The sequence below is a fragment of the Bacillus cereus group sp. MYBK14-1 genome (genome assembly GCF_051916885.1).
In the GTDB taxonomy this organism is placed as follows: Bacteria; Bacillota; Bacilli; order Bacillales; family Bacillaceae_G; genus Bacillus_A; species Bacillus_A cereus.
The window spans coordinates 537,169-560,056 of sequence record NZ_JBQAHM010000003.1 but is presented as its reverse complement, the minus strand read 5'-3'; the positions used below and the strand labels follow the sequence as shown (position 1 = coordinate 560,056).

Sequence of the window (22,888 nt, the reverse complement as noted above, 5' to 3'; positions counted from 1 at the left end):
CAGGATCATTTCTTTTTGTATGATAAGGTTGGCGAACGTCATATTTTTTACTATCATGAAAGATAAGGAAAATAAACTATTGGTACTAGTGTATAAAATATTGCCTCAAAGTATCGTTTGGTAGAAGAAATGAAAGCTATAAATAGTTTCACTTTATTTCTGGAGAGGAGAAGGTATTGAAATCATGTCAAGATCTCAAGAAATTTCTAAGTGGTTTCGTAATTTACAACATTCGAAAAAACTAAGTTGGATTTCTTACGTTGTGTTAGGAGCAGTGCTGTTTTTTGCGCTTATGAATAATGTAAAACCAGAACAATTAGATGTTAATATGTATTCTATTGCGAAAAAGACAATCCATTCTCCTATAAAAATTGAAGATAAAGTTACAACGGATAAAAAGAAAAAAGAAGCCGCTACAAAAGTTGAAGATCAATATACATATAAAAGTGAGTATAAACAAAACAAAGTTGATATTGTGAATGACGTCTTTGCTAAAGTGGATGAAGTGGTGCAAGAGATTAAAGCTGTTGGACCGGATGATCAAAAAAAGATGACTGATGCTGAGAAAGTGGACAAGTTAAAAAAGAAACTACCCGCTGACTTAACGAAAGAGTTATCTGATTCAAACTTACTGAATTTGATTAATGCAGATCCGAGCCAATTAGTATTAGCGAAAGATGCTGCGGTCACAGCGATTAATAGTATCATGACTGAGCATATTAAAATGGACGAATTGAAAGATGCGAAAGAACGATATGTAAGTGAGATGAATAGTGTTAATGTTGATAATGGTTTAAAAGAATCAATTAAGGCGCTAGGAAGATATGCAATTTCAGCTAACTATTTTTATGACCCAATCTTAACGAAAGAGAAGAGAAAAGCAGAGGAAGATTTAGTTCCACCTGTTTATATTCTTCAAGGACAAGTTCTTGTTAGAGAAGGTGAAACAATTTCAAGTGATGTGTATAATCAGTTGAAATTAGTTGGTTTGTTAGAAAAAGGGAACGGTTTTCAACCTTATGTTGGATTAGCGGTACTCATTGGTGTGTTACTATACTTTATGCATAAACAATTTGAATTATTTTTAAAGAGAAAAAGAGAAGATAGACCGTATGTTTTAGCGTATATTACAATTTTGTCTATCACAATCGTCTTAATGAAAATCATTAGTTTGTTTCAAAAACTTGAATACGCAGGGATTGCATATGTTGTCCCAGTTGCGATGGGAACAATACTTGTAAAACTAATGATTGGTGATCGATTTGTCTTTTTAACGAGTATGATTTTTTCTGTATGCGGAAGTATTATGTTTAATGAAGGAGTAACGAGTACATTAAATTATAGTGTAGGGATTTACGTATTGTTAAGTTCGTTATCGGTTAGTATTTTCTTGCGAGAAAAAAATCGTCGTACAATGATTTTACAAGCTGGTATACTCGTTTCTGTATTAAATGTAGTCGTATTGGCGGCGCTTTTATTATTACGTAATGGGAATTTTTCGCCTCTTGAAATTGGTACGCAATTATTAATGGCTTCACTTTCAGGGATTATATCATCCGTTTTGGCTATGGGGATTTTACCATATTTAGAAAGTGGACTTGGAATCGTATCAAGTATGAAGCTTATGGAACTATCAAGTCCAAATCATCCGCTTTTACGCAGAATTTTGTTAGAAGCGCCAGGGACATATCATCATAGTGTAATGGTAGCGAACCTTTCTGAGGCTGCTTGTGAAGCAGTTGGGGCAAATGGTGTATTAGCGCGTGTAGGGGCATATTATCATGATGTAGGAAAAACAGTACAACCGCAATTCTTTATTGAAAACCAAATGGGAATTAAAAACCCGCATGATAAATTAGATCCTGTAACGAGTAAAGATATTATAATTGCTCACGTAACGGATGGAGTAAGAATGCTCGAAGAATATCATATTCCACAAGAAATTATTGATATCGCTGGGCAACATCACGGTACAACGTTACTGAAATATTTTTATTATAAAGCTATTAAAGAAGATAAAGAAAAATATACAGAAGAGATGTTCCGTTATCCAGGTTCAAAAGCAACTTCGAAAGAATCGGCAATTGTTGGTATTGCTGATAGTGTAGAAGCTGCGGTACGTTCTATGAATCACCCAACGCCAGAACAAATTAATAATTTGGTGCAAAGTATTATTAAAGATCGACTGCAAGACGGTCAATTTAGTGAATGTGATTTGACGTTTAAGGAACTACAAATCGTTGGAAAAACGTTGTGTGAAACGTTAAATGGTATTTTCCATTCGCGTATTACATATCCGGAACCTCCGGAAGAAAAGGAGAAAGAATGAGTTTGTTAATTGATTTTATTGATGAAACAGAAGAAGTAAAAGAAGAGTATATGAGTTTAATTCGTGAAGTGTTAGAAAAAGCAGCTCAAATGGAAAATATCGAGGATGGTGCGGAGGTATCGGTGACATTTGTAGATAATGAGCGCATTAGAGAAATTAATCGTGATTACCGAGATAAAGATCAACCTACAGATGTAATATCCTTTGCCATGGAAGAGATGGGAGAAGGAGAAATGGAGATTGTTGGTGCAGAGATGCCGCGCATGTTAGGGGATCTTATTATCTCTATTCCAAGGGCGAAAGAGCAAGCTGAAGAGTACGGACATTCTTTCGATCGTGAACTTGGATTTTTGGCGTTACATGGCTTTTTACATTTACTTGGTTATGATCACATGACAGAAGAAGATGAAAAAGAAATGTTCGGAAGACAAAAAGAAATTTTAGAAGCTTTTGGATTAGGACGATGAAAAAAGGAAAACTTATAGATAGTTTTGGATATGCTATAGCTGGTATATTCTTTTGTTTTCGTCATGAACGAAATATGAAAATCCATTATTTAGCCGCAGTCATTGTTATATGCTGCGGCTTTTATTTCCATATTACGAAAATAGAGTGGATGATATTACTTATTGTAATAGGGAGTGTAATGAGTTTAGAGATGGTAAATACGGCTGTGGAAAAAACGGTAGATTTAGCGACTGCCGATATTCATCCGTTTGCAAAAATTGCAAAGGATGTTGCGGCAGGAGCGGTTTTATTGTTTGCAATTATAGCTGTTATAATTGGTGCTATTATCTTTTTACCGTATATGGTATAGTTGCATTCCGAAGCTTTTATTAAGCTTTGGAAGTGCCGTAAGGGCCTTTAATGAGAGAGTGTATCTCTTCATAGCTGTGAACAGGAAGGATGCGGGAATATGAATAGTAAACAATTAATTCTAGAAGCAATCGAAGCGCGTAAACAAGCGTACGTACCATATTCTAAATTTCAAGTAGGTGCAGCATTATTAACGCGCGATGGGAAAGTGTATCGTGGATGTAATGTTGAGAATGCATCATATGGCTTATGTAATTGTGCTGAAAGAACAGCTTTATTTAAGGCGGTTTCTGGAGGGGATAACGAATTTGTAGCCATTGCGGTTGTAGCAGATACAAAGCGTCCAGTACCTCCTTGTGGAGCATGTCGACAAGTTATGGTAGAATTATGTAAACAGGATACGAAAGTATACTTATCAAACTTACATGGTGACGTTCAAGAGACGACAGTCGGAGAATTGTTACCAGGAGCATTTTTAGCGGAGGATTTACATGAATAGAAAAGGTTATAAATCAGGTTTTGTCTCTATTATTGGCAGACCGAATGTTGGAAAATCTACATTTTTAAACCGTATTATCGGCCAGAAAATTGCTATTATGAGTGATAAGCCACAAACGACTCGTAATAAAATTCAAGGTGTATATACAGAAAATGATGCACAAGTTATTTTCATTGATACACCAGGAATACATAAACCTAAACATAAATTAGGCGACTTCATGGTAAAGATGGCGCAAACGACATTAAAAGAAGTTGATATTGTTCTGTTTATGGTTAATGCAGTTGAAGGATTTGGTCGTGGTGAGGAATTCATCATTGAGAAATTAAAAGAAACAAAACAACCAGTATTTTTAGTCATTAATAAAATTGACCAACTTCATCCAGAGCAATTACTAGAGTTAATTGATCAATATCGTAAACTACATGAGTTTGCAGAGATTGTACCAATTTCTGCGTTAGACGGTAATAATGTGGACGCTTTAATTGGGACAATTAAAAAGTATTTACCAGAAGGACCACAATACTATCCAGAGAATCAAGTAACGGATCATCCGGAGAGATTTATTATTGCAGAGCTTATTCGTGAGAAAGTACTACATTTAACACGTGAAGAAGTGCCGCATTCTGTGGCTGTTGTTATCGATGCGATTCAAAAGCGTGAGGGCGGGGCAGTTTATATAAATGCAACGATTGTTGTTGAACGTGCATCACAAAAAGGAATCATCATCGGAAAACAAGGAAAAATGTTAAAAGAAGTTGGTAAGCGAGCTCGTTTTGATATTGAAGCGCTACTTGGTTCTAAAGTATTTTTAGAAGTATGGGTAAAAGTGCAAAAAGATTGGCGTAATAAAATGTCTCAGCTTCGTGACCTAGGTTTCCGCGAGGATGAGTACTAAAATAGAGTAAAGTTGTAATCAGTGGATGGTTGGTTCATCCACTGATTATTGGTTTTTATGAACTTTGATAAATTAGGAAAAATTTTTCTCACATGAAAATGGACAAAATGGGTCAATTTAATAACAACAAAGGAAATTGGTTTATAGGCTACGCTTATTGAGAAAGGTGGATTCTTATGCTAGATTTTACCTGGAAGTTTTTCTCCAAAACAGGAAGCATTGAAACGTACTTGCTTTTGAAAGAAATGGAAAAAGACGTAAACGATGAGATGGATCAACATGAAGAGGAGCTAGCGCATCTAGACTCTCCAATTTCTTGACCCGTTTTGTTCAAACCTTGGATGGTGACGAACATGTTTCAAAAAGTTGAGGGCATCGTTATCCGTACGACAGATTACGGAGAAACGAACAAAATTGTTACAATATTCTCAAGAGAACTTGGTAAGGTAAGTGCAATGGCAAGAGGGGCAAAAAAACCGAAAAGCCGATTAGCATCTGTGTCGCAATTAATGACACATGGCCATTTTCTAATTCAAATGGGATCTGGGCTTGGAACATTGCAACAAGGCGAGATTATTTCAACTATGAAAGAAATTCGCGAGGATATATTTTTAACTGCTTATGCATCATTTATTGTTGAGTTAACTGATAAAGCAACAGAAGATAAAAAACATAATCCGTATTTATTTGAAATGTTATATCAAACGTTGCATTATATGTGTGAGGGTGTTGATCCAGAAGTATTATCATTAATTTATCAAACGAAAATGCTTCCGGTATTAGGGATGCGCCCGTACTTTGATACATGTGCGATTTGTCATCAAGAAACAGACTTTGTCGCCTTCTCCGTCAGGGAAGGCGGTTTTCTGTGCTCACGTCATGCAGAGCAAGACCCATATCGTATACCGGTAGGAGAAGCTGTTCATAAATTATTACGTCTTTTCTTCCATTTCGATTTACATAGGCTCGGAAATGTATCGGTAAAGGATAGCACAAAAAAACAAATGCGTTTAGTATTGAATACATATTATGATGAATATTGCGGAATTTATTTGAAATCAAGACGTTTTTTAGAACAACTTGATAAGTTTCAAATATAATTTTGGGCCGTATACGGTCCTTTTTACATACTTTCTTTTTCGAATAGCATATTTAGTATATAATATTTAAGAGATAGTATAACTTTTTTCGTTGTGCATTAAAGGTGGTGATTATCATAGAGCTGAATAAACGGCAAGAACATATCATTCAGATTGTAAAAGATCACGGTCCTATTACAGGGGAATCAATTGCAGCGCAATTGGGTCTAACACGTGCGACGCTAAGACCAGACTTAGCAATTTTAACGATGGCTGGTTATTTAGAAGCACGTCCACGCGTAGGTTATTTTTATACGGGTAAAACTGGGGGGCAGCTATTATCTGAAGCTGTTAAGAAAATTAAAGTACAAGATTATCAATCTAGACCGGTTGTAATTGATAAAAATGTTTCCGTATACGATGCAATTTGTACGATGTTTTTAGAGGACGTTGGTACATTGTTCGTTGTAGATCAGATGACTCTATTAGTTGGTGTTGTGTCTCGTAAAGATTTATTAAGAGCGAGCTTAGGAAAGCAGGATTTAACCTCTCTTCCGGTTAATATTATCATGACAAGGATGCCAAACATTGCGATGTGTCGTAGAGAGGATTCTTTATATGATATTGCGATGGAATTAATAGAAAGACAGATTGATGCAATGCCAGTTGTAAAAGATACGAAACAAGGTTTAGAAGTGATTGGGCGAATTACAAAAACAAATATTACACGTGCGTTTGTAAATTTAGTAAATAACGAATAAGTGTAATTTGTTTAAAGTGAGGTAATGTAATGGATAATAAAATCGTATATGTCGTATCTGACTCTGTAGGGGAAACGGCTGATTTGGTTGTTCGAGCAGCAATGGGGCAATTCCCGTTTGCTCCTGATATTAGACGTGTACCGTATGTAGAAGATACAGGGACATTAAAAGAAGTGATTTCGATTGCTAAGAGTAATCAAGCACTTATATGTTTTACGTTAGTTAAGCCTGATATGCGCCAGTATTTAGTAACAGAGGCTGCAAAAGAAGGGGTAGAGGCATACGATATTATCGGCCCTCTTATTGATCAAATTGAAGAAATTACGGGGCAAGTGCCGAGATATGAGCCAGGTGTTGTCCGTAGGTTAGATGAAGAATACTTTAAAAAGATTGAAGCGATTGAGTTTGCTGTGAAGTATGATGACGGCAGAGATGCACGAGGTATTTTAAAAGCAGATATCGTGTTGATTGGTGTTTCGCGTACATCAAAAACACCACTTTCCCAATATTTAGCTCATAACAAACGCTTGAAAGTTGCGAATGTACCACTCGTGCCAGAAGTTGACCCACCTGAAGAACTATATCAAGTGGCAAAAGAAAAATGTTTCGGTTTGAAAATTACGCCAGATAAGTTAAATCATATTCGAAAAGAACGATTAAAATCACTTGGATTAAGTGATGGAGCAACATATGCAAATATTAATCGTATTCAAGAAGAAATTGATCACTTTGAGGAAGTAATTAGTAAAATAAATTGCCAAGTAATCGATGTATCGAATAAAGCGATTGAAGAAACAGCAAATATTATTGTGAATGCAGTGCAAAACCAAAAAATGTTTTAGCACATTTACCAAAGGTGAATGTGCTTTTTTCGCTCGTGTGAAATATGATACCTATGGATTTTGTAATAGATTGTAGTGTAATGGTTATACTTATACTCCTTTGTCTTTTAGTATATTCAAGGTGTGAGTTTGTCATCCTGAAATGTAAGATGAAAAAATAAAGGGATATGTAGCGTAGTTGAAGAAAATATATTATAATAAAAAATTGTGATAAAAACCTATATTTTACGTTTAGACTTTAATTTTTCAGAATAAACTAGGGATAGGATTTACGAAAAAGACATGTAATTACGTTAAATCGACAAAATCTATACAAGAAAACGCACATTATGGAAGGATTCACAGAAGGGATGTAGAATACAGAAATATGCAAAACATCAACAACATATTAGTTGGTGTAGATGTATATCCCGTGAAGGCTGAAATTGTGCAAGTTGGAGCGGAATTTCATGTCGGAATTTTGTTTGTCGCATCATATGCTCATCCTTTAAGGAAATAGCAAGGCAATTGGATCATTGTAGATACTGAACAAAATGGAGTTGATTGTTATATGGATCAACATGAAAAAGTTACAGATCTCAAGATCAAACAGTATATGTGGCTTGCTACTCTTCTTGGAAAAAGGTGTATATGTATTGTTTCTAAGAGATACATTTGTAACAGATGAGCAAATGTATACAATTTTATATAGCAAGTATGTATATGCGATTTATGCAGATAAAGGACCTATAGGAAAGGTTCAAAATCGTTTATACAATGTAATCGGCAACACTTTCTAACAAGTTTAGAAAAATATTGTCGAATTATAAAGGAATTTTTTAATTTATATCGAATACAAAATACGACACGGAGATGGAGTTATGGGGAACAGAATTCCCGAAGAAGTTGTTGAACAGATTCGGACATCATCCGATATTGTAGAAGTCATTGGTGAATACGTTCAACTTAGAAAACAGGGGCGTAACTATTTCGGCCTTTGTCCATTTCATGGTGAGAATTCTCCTTCATTCTCTGTTTCATCTGATAAGCAAATTTTTCATTGCTTCGGATGTGGAGAAGGTGGAAATGTATTTTCCTTTCTAATGAAAATGGAAGGACTGGCTTTTACCGAGGCTGTTCAAAAGCTAGGCGAAAGAAATGGAATTGCGGTTGCAGAGTACACATCAGGACAAGGACAACAAGAAGACATATCTGATGACACTGTCATCATGCAACAAGCTCATGAATTATTGAAAAAGTATTATCATCATTTATTAGTAAATACGGAAGAGGGAAATGAAGCACTTTCATATTTATTAAACCGTGGTATTACGAAAGAGATGATTGAGAAGTTTGAAATTGGTTATGCATCACCTGCTTGGGATGCGGCGACGAAAATTTTACAAAAAAGAGGTTTATCGCTGTCTAGTATGGAACAAGCTGGCCTTCTAATAAGAAGTGAGAAGGATGGTAGTCATTACGATCGCTTCCGTGGAAGAGTTATGTTCCCGATCTATACGTTACAAGGTAAGGTGATAGCGTTTAGTGGAAGGGCGTTAGGGGATGACACTCCGAAATATTTAAATAGCCCTGAAACACCGATTTTTCACAAAAGTAAATTGTTGTATAACTTCCACCAAGCAAGACCGTTTATTAGAAAGCGTGGGCAAGTGGTTCTTTTTGAAGGATATGCCGATGTACTAGCTGCGGTAAAAAGTGGTGTGGAAGAAGCTGTTGCGACAATGGGAACAGCTTTAACTGAAGAACAAGCAAAACTTCTGCGACGTAACGTTGAAACTGTTGTTCTTTGCTATGATGGTGATAAAGCAGGGCGAGAAGCGACGATGAAAGCAGGGCAATTATTGCTAAAAGTTGGTTGCCAAGTGAAAGTCACATCCTTGCCAGATAAGCTTGATCCTGATGAATATGTGCAACAATATGGGACTACCGCTTTTGAAAATCTTGTGAAATCAAGTGTGAGTTTTGTTGGTTTTAAAATAAATTATTTGCGTTTAGGGAAAAATTTGCAAGATGAGTCTGGCAAAGAAGAATATGTGAAAAGTGTTTTAAAAGAGTTATCGTTGTTACAAGATGCGATGCAGGCAGAGTCATATTTGAAGTCATTATCGCAAGAATTTTCGTATTCAATGGAAACACTTTTGAATCAATTGCACCAATATCGCAAAGAACAAAAGGTACAGCAAAAACAAATAAAGCAGGTTGCTAAACCGTCTCAAGTCGTTCAAACAAAACCGAAGTTAACAGGTTTTGAAAGAGCGGAAAGAGAAATTATTTACCATATGTTGCAAAGTGCAGAAGTAGCTGTTCGTATGGAATCCCATATAGAAGATTTTCATACAGAAGAACATAAAGGGATTTTATATGAACTATACGCATATTATGAAAAGGGAAATGAACCTTCAGTCGGAACATTTTTAAGTTGGCTCTCTGATGAAAAGTTGAAAAATATTATCACTGATATTTCGACGGATGAATTTATTAATCCAGAATACACAGAAGAAGTGTTGCAAGGCCATTTGGAGACGCTTAGGCGGCATCAGGAAAAACTTGAAAAGATGGAGATCATCTTTAAAGTGAAACAAATGGAAAAAACAGATCCTGTAGAGGCTGCTAAATATTATGTAGCATATTTACAAAATCAAAAAGCGAGAAAATAGCTTTTTTGATAAAGTTTTAGTATAATGAATGTTTGTATCTCGCGTAAGGAGGGGAACAGATGGCTGACAAACCAGCTCGTTCTAAACAAATTGAAACTGAAATGACCCTTGAGCAAGTGAAAGAACAACTCACTGAGCTCGGAAAAAAACGTGGCGTTCTTACATATGAAGAGATTGCAGAACGCATGAATGGATTTGAAATTGAATCCGATCAAATGGATGAATACTATGAATATTTAGGTGAACAAGGCATTGACTTAGTTGGTGATAATGACAACGAAGAAGGCCCTAATAATCGCCAAATTTCAAAAACAGAAGAAGAGTTTGACCTCAATGATTTAAGTGTACCACCAGGGGTTAAAATCAACGATCCTGTTCGTATGTATTTAAAAGAAATTGGTCGTGTAGACTTACTATCTGCAGAAGAAGAAATTCGACTTGCAACGCGTATTGAAGAAGGCGATGAAGAAGCGAAACGTCGTCTTGCAGAAGCAAACTTACGTCTTGTAGTAAGTATTGCAAAGCGCTATGTAGGCCGTGGTATGCTTTTCTTAGACTTAATTCAAGAAGGTAATATGGGTCTAATTAAAGCTGTTGAAAAGTTCGATTATCGTAAAGGTTTCAAATTTAGTACGTATGCAACTTGGTGGATTCGCCAAGCTATTACACGTGCCATTGCAGACCAAGCGCGAACAATTCGTATTCCAGTCCATATGGTTGAAACGATTAACAAGTTAATTCGTGTACAACGCCAATTATTACAAGATTTAGGTCGTGAACCGTCTCCTGAAGAGATTGGTGAAGAAATGGATCTTGCTCCAGAAAAAGTACGTGAAATCTTAAAAATTGCACAGGAGCCAGTTTCTCTTGAAACACCAATTGGTGAAGAAGATGACTCCCATTTAGGTGACTTTATTGAAGACCAAGAAGCAACATCGCCTGCGGACCATGCAGCCTATGAATTGCTAAAAGAACAATTAGAAGATGTGTTAGATACGCTAACAGATCGTGAAGAAAATGTTCTACGTCTTCGTTTCGGTTTAGATGATGGACGAACTCGTACGCTTGAAGAAGTTGGGAAAGTATTTGGCGTAACGAGAGAGCGTATCCGTCAAATTGAAGCAAAAGCACTTCGCAAATTAAGACATCCAAGCCGTAGTAAGCGTCTTAAGGATTTCTTAGAATAGGTTATTTTTTAAGTTTACTTCACCATTGTGAAGTAAACTTTTTTATTTTGTTAATTTTTGTTAAAATTTAGCTATCGGCAACGATTACAATTTCTTGTAATTTATTTTACAGAATTGTCTTTTGATTTGCAAATGCTCATTTTTCGATTTTTCGATTAATTTTGTTTATTCTATACAAAAATATATGTAGAAAAGCGAAAAATATGATGAGAAACGTTAATAATTATCGAAATAATAAGCGATATGACAATAAAAAACAATAAACTGAATTTGTGGAATATTTTTAACAAGTGGTAGTTTACTCTTTTCTGATAGAGCGTTTTCAAGTACAATGGAAATGACTGAATCATCTAACTATTTAGGGGTATAGAGGGGGGAGAAGAGATATGAAACGTAATCCGCTGATTCCGTTCGCTCTTATTGCAGCATTGGGTATTATCGTTATGTTTGTATTTTCATTTCAGGGGCTAAATAAATCTAAAGAGTTAGCTGATGCAAAAAATGGCGGGAAGCCAGCACAAACGGCATCAAAACCAGAAGATATTGTGAAGCAAAGCTGTACGAGCTGCCATGGTGATCAGTTACAAGGGGCAGTTGGACCTAACTTGCAAAAAATTGGTGGGAAACTTTCAAAGGATGAAATTAAAGAAATTCTTTCGAAAGGAAAAGGCAATATGCCTGCCAATATAGTTCCAGCTGATCAAGCCGCTAAAGTAGCTGATTGGTTATCGAAGAAAAAATAAAGTTCCGTATGACAAGCCTTTTGCTTATGCAAAGGGCTTGTTTTTCTATATTTTCTAAAATACGATGAATGATAGAGCAGTGAATTGTTGTTATGGGCTTGCAACAACTACTATAAATTCATTATCATGGAGACAGACTGACAAGAGAAGGAGTAATGGAAATACATGAATGAAGTAAAGCTTTCAAAACGATTAGAAGAAGTTGTACGTGAAATACCAGTAGGATCTACAGTCGCTGATATTGGATCGGATCATGCGTATTTACCGTGTTATACAATTATAAATAATATTGCTACAAAAGCAGTTGCAGGAGAGGTCGTAGATGGACCATTTCGCTCTGCGCAAGCAACTGTAGCTGAAAGTGGTTTACAAGATAAAGTAGATGTGCGTAAAGGGAATGGATTAGCTGTTATCGCACCAGGAGAAGTAGATGTAATTACAGTTGCCGGAATGGGCGGAGCGTTAATTCGTGACATTTTAGAAAGTGGTAAAGAAAAATTAGAAGGTGTAACACGTTTAATTTTACAGCCTAATATTGCAGCGCATCATATTCGTGAATGGTTTATTGAGAATGGTTGGGAGCTTATCCATGAAAAAATCGTAAAAGAAGATGGGAAAATTTACGAAATTTTAGTAGGGGAGCGAGGAAATGTTGCAGCGCCTTACTCTGAAAATAAACAAGCTGAATTGTTTATGGGACCATTTTTAATAACAGAAAAAAGTGAAGCCTTCGTTGAAAAATGGGAAGGAGAATTAAAAAACTTCCAAAATATTTTAAAACAGTTAGAACGTGCAGCTGATTCTGAAGAAACAAAAGCGAAGCGTGGGGAAGTAGAAGCGAAAATGAAAATGATAGGGGAGGTTTTATCATGAGTAAAATTCCAAATGGCCATGAAATTATTTCTTTATTTGAAAGTATGTATCCGAAGCATTTGGCGATGGAAGGAGATAAGATTGGCCTGCAGATTGGAGCGCTTAATAAACCGGTGCGGCACGTATTGATTGCGTTAGATGTAACGGAAGAAGTTGTGGATGAAGCAATTCAATTAGGGGCAAATGTCATTATTGCTCATCATCCTTTAATTTTTAACCCGTTAAAAGCGATTCATACAGATAAGGCGTATGGGAAAATTATTGAAAAGTGTATTAAAAATGATATTGCAATCTATGCAGCGCATACAAATGTGGATGTTGCTAAGGGCGGGGTAAATGATTTACTTGCTGAGGCGTTAGGATTGCAAAATACAGAAGTTTTGGCACCGACATATGCAGAAGAAATGAAAAAAGTTGTTGTGTTTGTGCCAGTCACTCATGCAGAAGAAGTAAGGAATGCATTAGGAGACGCAGGTGCTGGTCATATCGGCAATTATAGCCACTGTACGTTTAGTAGCGAGGGTACAGGCACATTTGTACCTCAAGAGGGGACAAATCCTTATATCGGGGAAACTGGACAGTTAGAACGTGTAGAAGAAGTGCGAATCGAAACGATTATTCCAGCTTCATTACAGCGGAAAGTGATTAAAGCAATGGTAACGGCGCACCCTTATGAAGAAGTAGCATACGATGTGTATCCGCTTGATAATAAAGGTGAAACGTTAGGCCTAGGAAAAATAGGATACTTACAAGAAGAAATGACGCTTGGTCAATTTGCAGAACATGTGAAACAATCATTAGACGTGAAGGGCGCAAGAGTTGTCGGTAAGTTAGACGATAAAGTGCGTAAAGTAGCTGTACTTGGTGGAGATGGTAATAAATATATAAACCAAGCGAAATTTAAAGGAGCAGATGTATATGTAACTGGTGACATGTACTATCATGTTGCTCATGATGCGATGATGCTCGGTTTAAATATAGTTGACCCAGGACATAATGTTGAAAAAGTAATGAAACAAGGTGTACAAAAGCAATTACAAGAAAAAGTAGATGCAAAGAAACTCAATGTACACATTCATGCTTCGCAGTTACATACAGATCCATTTATATTTGTATAAGAAAAATAAAAACCGTTGCTCATGCAAGCAACGGTTTTTATTATTGTTCTTTTTTCACTTTCACGCGAGGTAATATTTTTTGTAACGGTACTTTTCGAACTCTTTCCCATGTAGCGGGATTCATTGGGTTATATTGCTCTAAGAAAGCGATAACTTCTTTCGTAATTGGCGTTGGAGTAGAAGCACCTGCTGTAACAGCTACGTTTTCTACACCTTGTAGCCACTCTAATTGAATTTCGCTTACATCAGCAACTCGATATGCTTTTGTACCCGCGATTTCTTGTGATACTTGTGCTAAGCGATTTGAATTGTTACTTTTCGGATCACCAACAACAATTGTTAAGTCTGCAACATCAGCTTGTTTAGCGACAGCTTCTTGGCGAACTTGAGTTGCTAAACAAATTTCTTTATGGAATTCTGCTGTTGGGAATTTTTTTTGAATGTCCTCCATTAAATGTTGAACATCCCATTGACTCATCGTTGTTTGATTTGTTACTAAAATTTTATCTGTTGGGATTTCTAATGTTTTTAAATCATCGGCTCTTTCGATAAGGTGAACGATGTCAGGTGCAATACCAACTGCGCCTTCTGGCTCTGGATGATTTTTTTTACCGATATAAATGACATGATACCCTTCCGCTTTCTTAGCTTCGATAAGGTCATGCGTCTTGGTAACATCTGGGCAAGTAGCATCGATTGTTGTTAAACCTTTTTCTTTTGCGCGTTGTTTAACTTCTGGAGAAACACCGTGTGCAGTGAAAATAACAGTACCAGAATCAATTTTATCTAAAATTTCTAAGCGACTTGGACCGTCTAATGTGATGATTCCATCTTCTTCAAAAGCGTCTGTAACATGTTTATTGTGAACAATCATACCTAAAATATAAATGGGTCTCGGCAATGATTTATCTAATGCGGCGTTACGTGCAATTACCATTGCATCGACAACACCGTAGCAATAACCACGAGGGGAAATTTTAACAATTTTCATATGAGTAATCCTCTCCTTCTAAACAAGGGATACTTTTGTGCATAGTCTTTTACATTATAAAGGAGGAGTGGATAGAAAACAAAGGATTGTTACACATATAGTTTTGGTTTTGTTGCTGTTTGTTGAACTGGTTCTTTCGGTAACTCTTTTTCTATTACAGGTTCAATCACTATTTTCTTTCGTTTTCGTTTCTTTTTTTGAGGTGCAGGAGGCGGACTTTCTACTTCAACTGGCTCTGTTACATTTTCCGTTTGATTTTCTTCCGTGCTTTTTCCAGAGGTGAGGATTTTAACAATGCTTGGTAGACTACGCATAATAGGACCGTACTGTTCGACGACAGGACCTACAGATTGAACGACTTGGGATACTTTTTCGATGTTATTTATCATATTAGTTGGATTTGAAATTAAGTTCGAAAAAAAACTGCCGATGCCACTGCTTGCTGTTGCCGCAGCTGTAGTTGTGCCCCCGCGCGTTTCAGTTGATTCATACATTTGAGGCGGTATCATTTGCTCAGGATATTGCTGCATGTATGGTTGATATTGTGGATGTTGCTGCGGATATTGTTGTTGGTATTGCTGCGGATATTGCTGTTGATATTGGGGCGGTGGTGGTTGCTGATGCATCATCGGTTGCCCTTCCATTTGTCGGTAAGGTGGAACCATTTGCATAAAAGGCTCGGTTGGATCGTGTTTTTTAAAAAGCTTAGCAAGAAAACCTTTCTTTTTTTGTGCCATTGGTGGTAGTTGTGGAATTGGATATGGTGTATAAGGTTGCTGCCCTGGATTCGGATACATTTGCCTTGTAGGGGATTTCGGAAACATGTGAGAAATCCTCCTTTCTTCAGTTAGGTATATACACATACAATATGCAATAAAAGGGAAGAAGGTTAGTTTTTGAAGTGAAAACCTAAACTAAAGATGGATTTTACTTGTAGATTTCGATATAATGTAGACTTGACTGATTTGTGCGCGCAGTAGAAATTTTAGAAAGAAGGTGTAACTTATGACACAACAAACTTTTACACAGTATGATTTTAAACCATTTTTAATAGATGCAGTTCGTGAACTACGCTTTACAGAGCCGACAGGAATTCAGCAGAAAATTTTCCCAGTCGTGAAAAAAGGTGTAAGTGTAATTGGACAATCCCAAACAGGTTCTGGGAAAACACATGCATACTTACTTCCTACATTAAACAGAATTAATGCAAGTCGTGAAGAAGTACAACTTGTTATTACAGCGCCTACTCGTGAGTTAGCACAACAAATTTACGAAGAAATCGTGAAATTAACAAAGTTTTGTGCGGAAGACCAAATGATTACAGCACGTTGTTTAATTGGTGGAACTGATAAACAACGTTCAATTGAGAAATTGAAAAAACAACCTCATATCGTAGTTGGGACACCAGGACGTATTAAAGACTTAGTTGAAGAACAAGCATTATTTGTTCATAAAGCAAATACGATTATTGTCGATGAAGCAGACTTAATGCTTGATATGGGATTCATTCATGATGTAGACAAAATTGCAGCACGCATGCCTAAAAACTTGCAAATGTTAGTTTTCTCTGCAACAATTCCTCAAAAACTAAAACCGTTTCTGAAGAAATATATGGAGAATCCAGAGCATATTCATATCAATCCAAAACAAGTTGCAGCTGGAAACATTGAACACTATTTAGTGCCTTCTAAACATCGTAATAAAATTGATTTAGTGCATAAAATGCTACTTCAATTTAAACCGTATTTAGCAGTTGTTTTCACGAATACGAAAAAGATGGCAGACCAAGTTGCTGATGGATTAATGGAACGTGGCTTAAAAGTTGGACGAATTCACGGGGATTTATCACCACGTGATCGTAAAAAAATGATGAAACAAATTCGTGACCTTGAATTCCAATATATTGTTGCGACTGATTTAGCAGCACGTGGTATTGATATTGAAGGGATTAGCCATGTTATTAACTATGAGCTACCATCAGATTTAGATTTCTTCGTTCACCGCGTTGGAAGAACAGCACGTGCGGGGCATTCTGGTATTGCAGTGACGATTTATGATCCAGCAAACGAAGAAGCGTTAGATAGCTTAGAAAAACAACGTCATATCGAGTTTAAACATGTAGATTTACGTGGAGATGAGTGGGCAGATTTAGGTGAGCGTCGTCGTCGTAAGAGCCGTAAAAAACCAAATGACGAACTTGATGTTATGGCAACGAAAGTTATTAAAAAACCGAAAAAAGTAAAACCAAACTATAAACGTAAACTTGCAACAGAACGTGACAAAGTGAAGAGAAAATATAGCAATAAAAAAAGATAAGGGGTTTCCCTTATCTTTTTTTAATCCCGCTAATTTAAATGAAGAGTATAGTCTGTCTAAATAGTCATATGAATTTGTGTAGTGCGTCTTTTGTGAACAAACAATTCACTACATATTTCTACAAATTATGCTATCATTATATCTATTGTATATTGAAGAGGTGATTGTATGTTAAAGATTGGATCTCATGTTTCTATGAGTGGTAAGAAAATGTTATTAGCAGCAAGTGAAGAGGCTGTTTCATACGGTGCAACAACGTTTATGATTTATACAGGTGCACCGCAAAATACACGAAGAAAACCAATTGAAGAATTGAACATAGAAGCAGGAAGAAAACATATGGAGCTGAACGGAATTGAGGAAATTATCGTCCATGCGCCGTATATTATTAATGTTGGGAATACGACGAAGCCAGAAACATTCCAATTAGGCGTAGACTTTCTTCGCATGGAAATTGAAAGAACATCGGCATTAGGTGTAGCGAAACAAATTGTTCTTCACCCAGGAGCGCACGTTGGTGCTGGAGCAGATGCTGGTATTCAACAAATTATTAAAGGGCTTAATGAAGTATTAACGCCAGAACAGACGGTTAACATTGCGTTAGAGACGATGGCAGGAAAAGGAACAGAATGCGGTCGTAGCTTTGAAGAAATTGCGAAGATTATTGATGGTGTAAAATATAATGAAAAGCTATCTGTATGCTTTGATACGTGTCATACGCACGATGCAGGATATGATATTGTAAATGACTTTGACGGCGTATTAAACGAATTTGATAAGATTGTTGGTATAGATCGTTTACAAGTACTTCATATTAATGATAGTAAAAATGTACGCGGAGCAGGAAAAGACCGTCATGAAAACATTGGATTTGGTCACATTGGGTATAAAGCATTGCATCACATTGTACATCATCCACAGTTAATGCATGTACCAAAAATTCTTGAAACACCGTATGTAGGGGAAGATAAAAAAGATAAGAAGCCACCATATAAATTGGAAATCGAAATGCTGAAAAACGGCACTTTTGATGAAGGGCTTCTTGAAAAAATTAAAGCGCAATAAGGAGGGGAAATCCCCTCCTTATTTTAGTAGTTGCTGAAATAATGTATTTACTTGTTGGGCAGTGGCAGGGGAAGTTACTTTTGCGATCTGTTTTAAGAGCTCTAGTCGCTCGTTGTTATCGTAAATATTAATATTTTTACCCTTCATAAGTAAAACGATTTGGTCAGCTTGTGCGGCTGTAATAGGAACTTCGTATTCTTTGCTATATTTTAATAACTCTTTTGTAGAAATATGATTTAATTTTTTATTAACAATTTGTTTAATGAGGTTCATCTTATTATCCTCCTTCACGCGTTCTTCTATCGAAATATATGAGCATGTAGCTTGTACATATTCGTATGGAGTTTCTTTTTTCATGAGGAAAAGAAGCGTATGTTATAATATAAGGACAAAACTACAGAAAAAGAGTAAAGGGAGGACTTATGGAGCAAAAGCAACATCGAAAAGAAAGTGTTATTCATCTCATTTATCGTTTAGTTATGATTATTTTTGGAGCAGCATGCGCGGCGGTAGCAATTGAACTATTTTTAATGCCAAATAAAATTATTGATGGTGGAATTATTGGTATTTCTCTTATATTAGATTATCTTACTCCTAACATTTGGTGGTTAAGTTTTTCTACTTTAGTCGTTGTTCTCAATATCCCATTTATGTATTCCGGTTATAAGCAAATTGGAAAAACATTTATGTTATCTTCGACATTTGGTATTGTAGCGTTAGCTTTCATTGAGTCAACGTTACATGCGGTACCACCATTTACAACAGAACCTATTTTAGCGACAGTGTTTGGTGGTCTTATTTTAGGTCTTGGTGTAGGACTTGTAATTCGTCATGGTGGATCGCTAGATGGAACTGAAATTATGGGGATTTTATTAACGAAGAAATTACCATTCTCTGTTGGTGAATTCGTAATGTTTGTGAACTTATTTATTTTTGCATGGGCAGCATTTGTGTTTGGTGTGGAACAAGCGATGTATTCTGTTATGACGTACTATATCGCATTTAAAACAATCGATACAGTAATTCAAGGGCTAGATGAAACGAAGGCGGTTTTAATTGTATCTGATCAATATGAGGAAGTATCAAACGCGATTTTGCATCGTCTTGGCCGTGGAACGACAAAGCTTGTAGCAAAAGGTGGTTACACGGATAAAGAAAAAGAAGTTATTTATGCAGTTGTAACGCGTCTAGAAGTGACGAAATTAAAGTCAATTGTGCATGAAATTGATGAAAATGCGTTTGTTACGATTATGAGCACGCAAGAGACAAATGGTGGTAAGTTTAAATCGGCTATTCACTAAAAGTTTATAGGAATATTTTTTGAAAGCAGATAATTTTTCTCTGCTTTTTGTTATATTAGTAAGGTTTCTTGAAAAAATAGATATATTTTAGGCAGATTGGTTTACAACTATAATAAGCTGTACTATAATTCAAATAGATATAAATCGGAATCATTCTGAATTAAAATAGGTGAGATGCTATGAATAATATATTAGAAATTGAAGGTTTAACATTCCGATATGAAGATCGGAATGTGTTAGAAAATATTAATTTGCAAGTTCCGAAGGGAGCTTTTTTAGGTTTAGTGGGACCGAATGGTTCAGGTAAATCAACTTTACTTAAGTGTTTATTAGGCGTTTTAAAGCCAAAAGAAGGAAGCATACGCGTGTTTGGCGTTGATAGTAAGAAGTTTAAGGAATGGAACAAAGTTGGTTATGTATCCCAAAAGGCAAATAGTTTCAATTCTGGTTTTCCAGCAACTGTTTCTGAAGTTGTCTCAATGGGACTTGTTTCGAAAAAAGGGCTTTTTCGCTTTTTTACAAAAGAGGATAAAAAAAAGGTAGAAAAAGCAATTGCTGATGTAGGGATGAGTGAGTTTCAAGGTCGTAACATTGGAGAGCTTTCTGGTGGACAGCAACAGCGTGTATTTATTGCTCGTGCGCTCGTTAGTGATCCTGAATTGCTTATTTTGGACGAGCCTACTGTTGGAATCGATGTGAAAAATGTGGAAAGTTTTTACGAAATATTAGAGGATTTAAACAAAAGGCTCGGGATCACATTAATTCTTGTTACTCATGATATGGGAGCTGTTACTGAAAAAGTAACACATGTTGCATGCCTAAACCAACATCTACATTTCCATGGAAATGTAGAGAAGTTCCGAGAGTTAGAAGATGCAGAAATGTCCGTCTTATATGGACATCATGTTCATCGTTTAGAACACGAACATGAGCATCACGGGAGGATATAATGATACAAGATTTTTTACAATATGACTTTTTACGTAATTCTTTATACGCAGGTATTTTAATTGGACTTGTTGCACCGCTAATTGGTGTGTTTGTTGTTATTCGTCGTTTATCTCTTATTGCGGATGCATTAAGTCACGTGACGTTATCGGGTATTGCAGCAAGTTTATTACTTGAAAAAACCATTTTTACAGGTGGATTTTTAAACCCCTTATATATGGGGATGATTTTCTCGATTGGTGGAGCGCTACTAATCGAAAAGTTACGAACTGTATATAAGCACTATCAAGAATTAGCAATTCCAATTATCCTTTCGGCAGGGATGGGGGTTGGAGTTATTTTCATTTCACTTGCAAATGGATTTAACACAGACTTATTTAGTTATTTATTTGGTAGTGTCAGTGCTGTAACAAGTACAGATTTAATTATTATTGGGATTGTAGCAATTGTTGTTGTTGCGACAATTATTTTATTATATAAAGAGCTGTTTCTATTATCATTTGATGAGGAATACGCAGTATCAACTGGTTTAAGAGCGAAATGGATTCACTTTATTTTCATTATATTAGTTGCTCTTGTCATTGCAGTATCAATGCGTGTAGTGGGGGTTCTTCTCGTATCATCATTAATGACATTACCAGTTGCAGCAAGTATTCGTATTGCTAAAGGATTTAAACAAACAATTTTCTTTTCCATTTTATTTGGTGAAATTGCAGTAATTGGTGGAATGTTTGCTTCGTATCAACTTGATCTAGCGCCAGGTGGTACAATTGTTATGATAGCAGTTCTTATTTTAATCGGTGCGATTTTATGGAAGAAGAAAAAAACTGCATAAAGTAGGGATAGGTATGAATCTAACAGAAGCTTTACGCCTAATGAAAGAAAAAGGATACAAACATACTGGAAAAAGAGAAGAGATGCTCAGATTATTTGCAGCACATAATCGTTATTTAACTGCGAAAGACGTTTTAGAACATATGAAAGACGATTATCCAGGGCTTAGTTTTGATACGATTTATCGTAACTTAACAGTTTTTGCTGAGATTGGTGTTTTAGAACAAACGGAATTAAATGGCGAAAAACATTTTCGTTTTACTTGTTCTATTATGGAACATCATCATCATTTTATTTGTTTGGATTGTGGGGGGACGAAAGAGATTACTTCCTGCCCAATGGATTTTATGAATAAAGATTTTACTGGTTATGAAGTAACGGGTCATAAGTTTGAAATATATGGTCGTTGTCCAAAATGTGCAAAGTAAAAGCTCGTCGGTTATGTAACTGACGAGCTTTTTTACGTAGAAAAGAAGGTTGCTCACAAATATTGTGGCAACCTTCTTTTTATTGTTCTTGTGTCTCTTTTTCTTTTTCTCGTTCAGCAGCCATTTCAGCAGCAATTACGTCGATTTCTTTTTTCAGTTCTTCTACCATTGTTTCTTCTGGTACTTTACGAACGACTTGCCCTTTACGGAATAATAATCCCTCTCCACGTGCACCGGCAATACCGATATCAGCTTCACGAGCTTCACCAGGGCCATTTACAGCGCAACCAAGTACTGCAACTTTAATTGGTACTTGAAGTGTAGAGATGTATTCTTCCACTTCGTTAGCAATGCTAATTAAATCGATTTCAATACGACCACAAGTTGGACAAGAGATAAGTGTTGCTGCATTAGACGCAAGACCGAATGATTTTAATAATTCGCGAGCAACTTTTACTTCTTCAACTGGATCAGCACTTAATGAAATACGTAGTGTATTTCCGATGCCTTTATTTAAGATTGCTCCAAGACCAGCAGCACTTTTTACAGTTCCGGCAAACAATGTTCCAGATTCTGTAATACCTAAATGTAATGGATAATCAAAAGCACGAGCAGCTTTCTCGTATGCTTCGATTGCTAAGTTAACATCAGAGGCTTTCATAGATACGATAATATCGTGGAAATCTAAGTCCTCTAAAATTTTAATATGATGTAGCGCGCTCTCAACCATACCATCTGCAGTTGGGTACCCGTACTTTTCTAAAATGTGTCGCTCTAATGAACCAGCGTTTACACCGATACGGATTGGAATACCGCGCTCTTTTGCTGCATTTACAACAGCTTCTACTTTATGGCGACGACCAATATTACCTGGATTGATACGTACTTTATCGATGCCACCTTCAATTGCTTTTAAAGCAAGGCGATAATCAAAATGAATATCAGCAACAAGTGGAATGTTGATTTGTTTTTTTATATCAGCAATAGCATCTGCTGCGCGTTCATCTGGAACGGCAACGCGGACGACTTGACAGCCGGCTTCTTCTAAACGCTTGATTTCAGCAACTGTTGCTTCAACATCATGTGTTTTTGTTGTTGTCATACTTTGTATAATTAATTCATTATTACCGCCGATTGTTAAATTACCGACTTTAACTGGACGTGTTTTTGTACGATGAGTCATTTCATTCACGAATAGATCGC

General features: G+C 36.3%; 25 protein-coding genes. 21 read left to right on the top strand and 4 right to left on the bottom strand.

Going from position 1 to position 22,888, the window contains the following annotated elements:
- The first annotated feature begins 184 nt into the window (after positions 1–184).
- The 15 genes from ACTFR3_RS12585 (at position 185) to ACTFR3_RS12515 (ending at position 13,802) form a co-directional block, all read left to right on the top strand.
- On the top strand, positions 185–2,329 hold the full coding sequence (locus ACTFR3_RS12585) for an HD family phosphohydrolase (protein WP_000091510.1): 2,145 nt from the start codon (positions 185–187) through the stop codon (positions 2,327–2,329).
- Positions 2,326–2,796 (top strand): rRNA maturation RNase YbeY, encoded by a 471-nt coding sequence (ybeY, locus tag ACTFR3_RS12580; RefSeq protein WP_000054684.1) that lies wholly within the window; start codon positions 2,326–2,328, stop codon positions 2,794–2,796. Before ACTFR3_RS12585 ends, ybeY begins: the two co-directional genes overlap by 4 nt.
- Positions 2,793–3,146, top strand: coding sequence for a diacylglycerol kinase family protein (locus ACTFR3_RS12575; RefSeq protein WP_000715464.1), 354 nt, complete (start codon positions 2,793–2,795; stop codon positions 3,144–3,146). The genes ybeY and ACTFR3_RS12575 overlap by 4 nt, the downstream gene beginning before the upstream one ends.
- Positions 3,147–3,245: 99 nt before the next feature.
- Positions 3,246–3,644 carry a cytidine deaminase gene (locus ACTFR3_RS12570; RefSeq protein WP_440044453.1) on the top strand — a complete coding sequence of 133 codons (399 nt, stop codon included), beginning with the start codon at positions 3,246–3,248 and terminating at the stop codon, positions 3,642–3,644.
- Positions 3,637–4,542 carry a GTPase Era gene (gene era, locus ACTFR3_RS12565; RefSeq protein WP_001080230.1) on the top strand — a complete coding sequence of 302 codons (906 nt, stop codon included), beginning with the start codon at positions 3,637–3,639 and terminating at the stop codon, positions 4,540–4,542. The genes ACTFR3_RS12570 and era overlap by 8 nt, the downstream gene beginning before the upstream one ends.
- Before the next feature lie 176 nt (positions 4,543–4,718).
- Complete coding sequence (locus ACTFR3_RS12560) at positions 4,719–4,862, top strand: YqzL family protein (protein ID WP_000883924.1); 144 nt, start codon at positions 4,719–4,721, stop codon at positions 4,860–4,862.
- Between the two features lie 33 nt (positions 4,863–4,895).
- Positions 4,896–5,642 (top strand): DNA repair protein RecO, encoded by a 747-nt coding sequence (recO, locus tag ACTFR3_RS12555; RefSeq protein ID WP_000487009.1) that lies wholly within the window; start codon positions 4,896–4,898, stop codon positions 5,640–5,642.
- Between the two features lie 107 nt (positions 5,643–5,749).
- Complete coding sequence (locus ACTFR3_RS12550) at positions 5,750–6,382, top strand: helix-turn-helix transcriptional regulator (RefSeq protein ID WP_000583756.1); 633 nt, start codon at positions 5,750–5,752, stop codon at positions 6,380–6,382.
- Between the two features lie 29 nt (positions 6,383–6,411).
- Complete coding sequence (locus ACTFR3_RS12545; RefSeq protein WP_000368944.1) at positions 6,412–7,224, top strand: pyruvate, water dikinase regulatory protein; 813 nt, start codon at positions 6,412–6,414, stop codon at positions 7,222–7,224.
- A 635-nt stretch (positions 7,225–7,859) separates the two neighbouring features.
- A complete protein-coding gene (locus ACTFR3_RS12540; RefSeq protein ID WP_000479733.1) occupies positions 7,860–8,003 on the top strand; it encodes a hypothetical protein in 144 nt (47 codons plus the stop codon).
- 81 nt (positions 8,004–8,084) lie between these two features.
- Positions 8,085–9,881, top strand: a complete 1,797-nt coding sequence (gene dnaG, locus ACTFR3_RS12535) for a DNA primase (RefSeq protein ID WP_000528221.1) — start codon at positions 8,085–8,087, stop codon at positions 9,879–9,881.
- A 59-nt stretch (positions 9,882–9,940) separates the two neighbouring features.
- Positions 9,941–11,068 carry an RNA polymerase sigma factor RpoD gene (gene rpoD / locus ACTFR3_RS12530; protein ID WP_000764065.1) on the top strand — a complete coding sequence of 376 codons (1,128 nt, stop codon included), beginning with the start codon at positions 9,941–9,943 and terminating at the stop codon, positions 11,066–11,068.
- Positions 11,069–11,454: 386 nt separating this feature from the next.
- Entirely contained in the window at positions 11,455–11,811 is a 357-nt protein-coding gene (gene cccA / locus ACTFR3_RS12525) for a cytochrome c550 (RefSeq protein WP_000828141.1), read from the top strand.
- A 165-nt stretch (positions 11,812–11,976) separates the two neighbouring features.
- Positions 11,977–12,684, top strand: coding sequence for a tRNA (adenine(22)-N(1))-methyltransferase (locus tag ACTFR3_RS12520; protein ID WP_001006542.1), 708 nt, complete (start codon positions 11,977–11,979; stop codon positions 12,682–12,684).
- Positions 12,681–13,802 (top strand): Nif3-like dinuclear metal center hexameric protein, encoded by a 1,122-nt coding sequence (locus tag ACTFR3_RS12515; RefSeq protein WP_000036243.1) that lies wholly within the window; start codon positions 12,681–12,683, stop codon positions 13,800–13,802. The genes ACTFR3_RS12520 and ACTFR3_RS12515 overlap by 4 nt, the downstream gene beginning before the upstream one ends.
- Before the next feature lie 40 nt (positions 13,803–13,842).
- Here the strand turns inward: ACTFR3_RS12515 and ACTFR3_RS12510 are convergent, their stop codons facing one another.
- Together ACTFR3_RS12510 and ACTFR3_RS12505 are read right to left on the bottom strand one after the other, a co-directional pair.
- Positions 13,843–14,793 (bottom strand): 4-hydroxy-3-methylbut-2-enyl diphosphate reductase, encoded by a 951-nt coding sequence (locus ACTFR3_RS12510; RefSeq protein WP_000706662.1) that lies wholly within the window; start codon positions 14,791–14,793, stop codon positions 13,843–13,845.
- Between the two features lie 89 nt (positions 14,794–14,882).
- The gene (locus tag ACTFR3_RS12505) at positions 14,883–15,617 is read right to left on the bottom strand and encodes a YqfQ family protein (RefSeq protein WP_000484167.1); all 735 of its coding nucleotides are present in this window, start codon (positions 15,615–15,617) and stop codon (positions 14,883–14,885) included.
- 181 nt (positions 15,618–15,798) lie between these two features.
- On the opposite strand from ACTFR3_RS12505, the gene ACTFR3_RS12500 reads away from it, so the two are divergent.
- Positions 15,799–17,109, top strand: coding sequence for a DEAD/DEAH box helicase (locus tag ACTFR3_RS12500; protein WP_000194017.1), 1,311 nt, complete (start codon positions 15,799–15,801; stop codon positions 17,107–17,109).
- Positions 17,110–17,277: 168 nt separating this feature from the next.
- Positions 17,278–18,174, top strand: a complete 897-nt coding sequence (locus tag ACTFR3_RS12495; protein WP_000912460.1) for a deoxyribonuclease IV — start codon at positions 17,278–17,280, stop codon at positions 18,172–18,174.
- An 18-nt stretch (positions 18,175–18,192) separates the two neighbouring features.
- Here ACTFR3_RS12495 and ACTFR3_RS12490 read toward each other — a convergent pair whose 3' ends face one another.
- Positions 18,193–18,447, bottom strand: coding sequence for a DUF2624 domain-containing protein (locus tag ACTFR3_RS12490; protein ID WP_001048954.1), 255 nt, complete (start codon positions 18,445–18,447; stop codon positions 18,193–18,195).
- Between the two features lie 149 nt (positions 18,448–18,596).
- Here ACTFR3_RS12490 and ACTFR3_RS12485 point away from each other — a divergent pair, with 149 nt between their 5' ends.
- From ACTFR3_RS12485 to ACTFR3_RS12470, 4 genes are all read left to right on the top strand, one after another.
- The gene (locus ACTFR3_RS12485) at positions 18,597–19,475 is read left to right on the top strand and encodes a YitT family protein (protein ID WP_000435963.1); all 879 of its coding nucleotides are present in this window, start codon (positions 18,597–18,599) and stop codon (positions 19,473–19,475) included.
- Positions 19,476–19,654: 179 nt separating this feature from the next.
- A complete protein-coding gene (locus ACTFR3_RS12480; RefSeq protein WP_001059662.1) occupies positions 19,655–20,425 on the top strand; it encodes a metal ABC transporter ATP-binding protein in 771 nt (256 codons plus the stop codon).
- Complete coding sequence (locus ACTFR3_RS12475) at positions 20,425–21,258, top strand: metal ABC transporter permease (RefSeq protein WP_000613815.1); 834 nt, start codon at positions 20,425–20,427, stop codon at positions 21,256–21,258. Before ACTFR3_RS12480 ends, ACTFR3_RS12475 begins: the two co-directional genes overlap by 1 nt.
- 13 nt (positions 21,259–21,271) lie before the next feature.
- Positions 21,272–21,685, top strand: a complete 414-nt coding sequence (locus ACTFR3_RS12470) for a Fur family transcriptional regulator (RefSeq protein WP_001054516.1) — start codon at positions 21,272–21,274, stop codon at positions 21,683–21,685.
- 79 nt (positions 21,686–21,764) lie between these two features.
- Here ACTFR3_RS12470 and ispG read toward each other — a convergent pair whose 3' ends face one another.
- Complete coding sequence (gene ispG, locus ACTFR3_RS12465) at positions 21,765–22,868, bottom strand: flavodoxin-dependent (E)-4-hydroxy-3-methylbut-2-enyl-diphosphate synthase (RefSeq protein WP_153577907.1); 1,104 nt, start codon at positions 22,866–22,868, stop codon at positions 21,765–21,767.
- Between the last annotated feature and the right edge of the window lie 20 nt (positions 22,869–22,888).

Bases quoted from the DNA above. Each gene is read 5' to 3' on its own strand.
- ACTFR3_RS12505 (WP_000484167.1), bottom strand. From the start codon at position 15,617: ATGTTTCCGAAATCCCCTACAAGGCAAATGTATCCGAATCCAGGGCAG.
- ACTFR3_RS12585 (WP_000091510.1), top strand. From the start codon at position 185: ATGTCAAGATCTCAAGAAATTTCTAAGTGGTTTCGTAATTTACAACAT.
- ACTFR3_RS12570 (WP_440044453.1), top strand. From the start codon at position 3,246: ATGAATAGTAAACAATTAATTCTAGAAGCAATCGAAGCGCGTAAACAA.
- recO (WP_000487009.1), top strand. From the start codon at position 4,896: ATGTTTCAAAAAGTTGAGGGCATCGTTATCCGTACGACAGATTACGGA.
- ACTFR3_RS12495 (WP_000912460.1), top strand. From the start codon at position 17,278: ATGTTAAAGATTGGATCTCATGTTTCTATGAGTGGTAAGAAAATGTTA.
- ACTFR3_RS12490 (WP_001048954.1), bottom strand. From the start codon at position 18,447: ATGAACCTCATTAAACAAATTGTTAATAAAAAATTAAATCATATTTCT.
- cccA (WP_000828141.1), top strand. From the start codon at position 11,455: ATGAAACGTAATCCGCTGATTCCGTTCGCTCTTATTGCAGCATTGGGT.
- ACTFR3_RS12520 (WP_001006542.1), top strand. From the start codon at position 11,977: ATGAATGAAGTAAAGCTTTCAAAACGATTAGAAGAAGTTGTACGTGAA.
- dnaG (WP_000528221.1), top strand. From the start codon at position 8,085: ATGGGGAACAGAATTCCCGAAGAAGTTGTTGAACAGATTCGGACATCA.
- ybeY (WP_000054684.1), top strand. From the start codon at position 2,326: ATGAGTTTGTTAATTGATTTTATTGATGAAACAGAAGAAGTAAAAGAA.
- ACTFR3_RS12575 (WP_000715464.1), top strand. From the start codon at position 2,793: ATGAAAAAAGGAAAACTTATAGATAGTTTTGGATATGCTATAGCTGGT.
- ACTFR3_RS12480 (WP_001059662.1), top strand. From the start codon at position 19,655: ATGAATAATATATTAGAAATTGAAGGTTTAACATTCCGATATGAAGAT.
- ispG (WP_153577907.1), bottom strand. From the start codon at position 22,868: ATGACTCATCGTACAAAAACACGTCCAGTTAAAGTCGGTAATTTAACA.
- ACTFR3_RS12545 (WP_000368944.1), top strand. From the start codon at position 6,412: ATGGATAATAAAATCGTATATGTCGTATCTGACTCTGTAGGGGAAACG.
- ACTFR3_RS12470 (WP_001054516.1), top strand. From the start codon at position 21,272: ATGAATCTAACAGAAGCTTTACGCCTAATGAAAGAAAAAGGATACAAA.
- era (WP_001080230.1), top strand. From the start codon at position 3,637: ATGAATAGAAAAGGTTATAAATCAGGTTTTGTCTCTATTATTGGCAGA.
- ACTFR3_RS12500 (WP_000194017.1), top strand. From the start codon at position 15,799: ATGACACAACAAACTTTTACACAGTATGATTTTAAACCATTTTTAATA.
- ACTFR3_RS12510 (WP_000706662.1), bottom strand. From the start codon at position 14,793: ATGAAAATTGTTAAAATTTCCCCTCGTGGTTATTGCTACGGTGTTGTC.
- ACTFR3_RS12515 (WP_000036243.1), top strand. From the start codon at position 12,681: ATGAGTAAAATTCCAAATGGCCATGAAATTATTTCTTTATTTGAAAGT.
- ACTFR3_RS12475 (WP_000613815.1), top strand. From the start codon at position 20,425: ATGATACAAGATTTTTTACAATATGACTTTTTACGTAATTCTTTATAC.
- rpoD (WP_000764065.1), top strand. From the start codon at position 9,941: ATGGCTGACAAACCAGCTCGTTCTAAACAAATTGAAACTGAAATGACC.
- ACTFR3_RS12485 (WP_000435963.1), top strand. From the start codon at position 18,597: ATGGAGCAAAAGCAACATCGAAAAGAAAGTGTTATTCATCTCATTTAT.
- ACTFR3_RS12560 (WP_000883924.1), top strand. From the start codon at position 4,719: ATGCTAGATTTTACCTGGAAGTTTTTCTCCAAAACAGGAAGCATTGAA.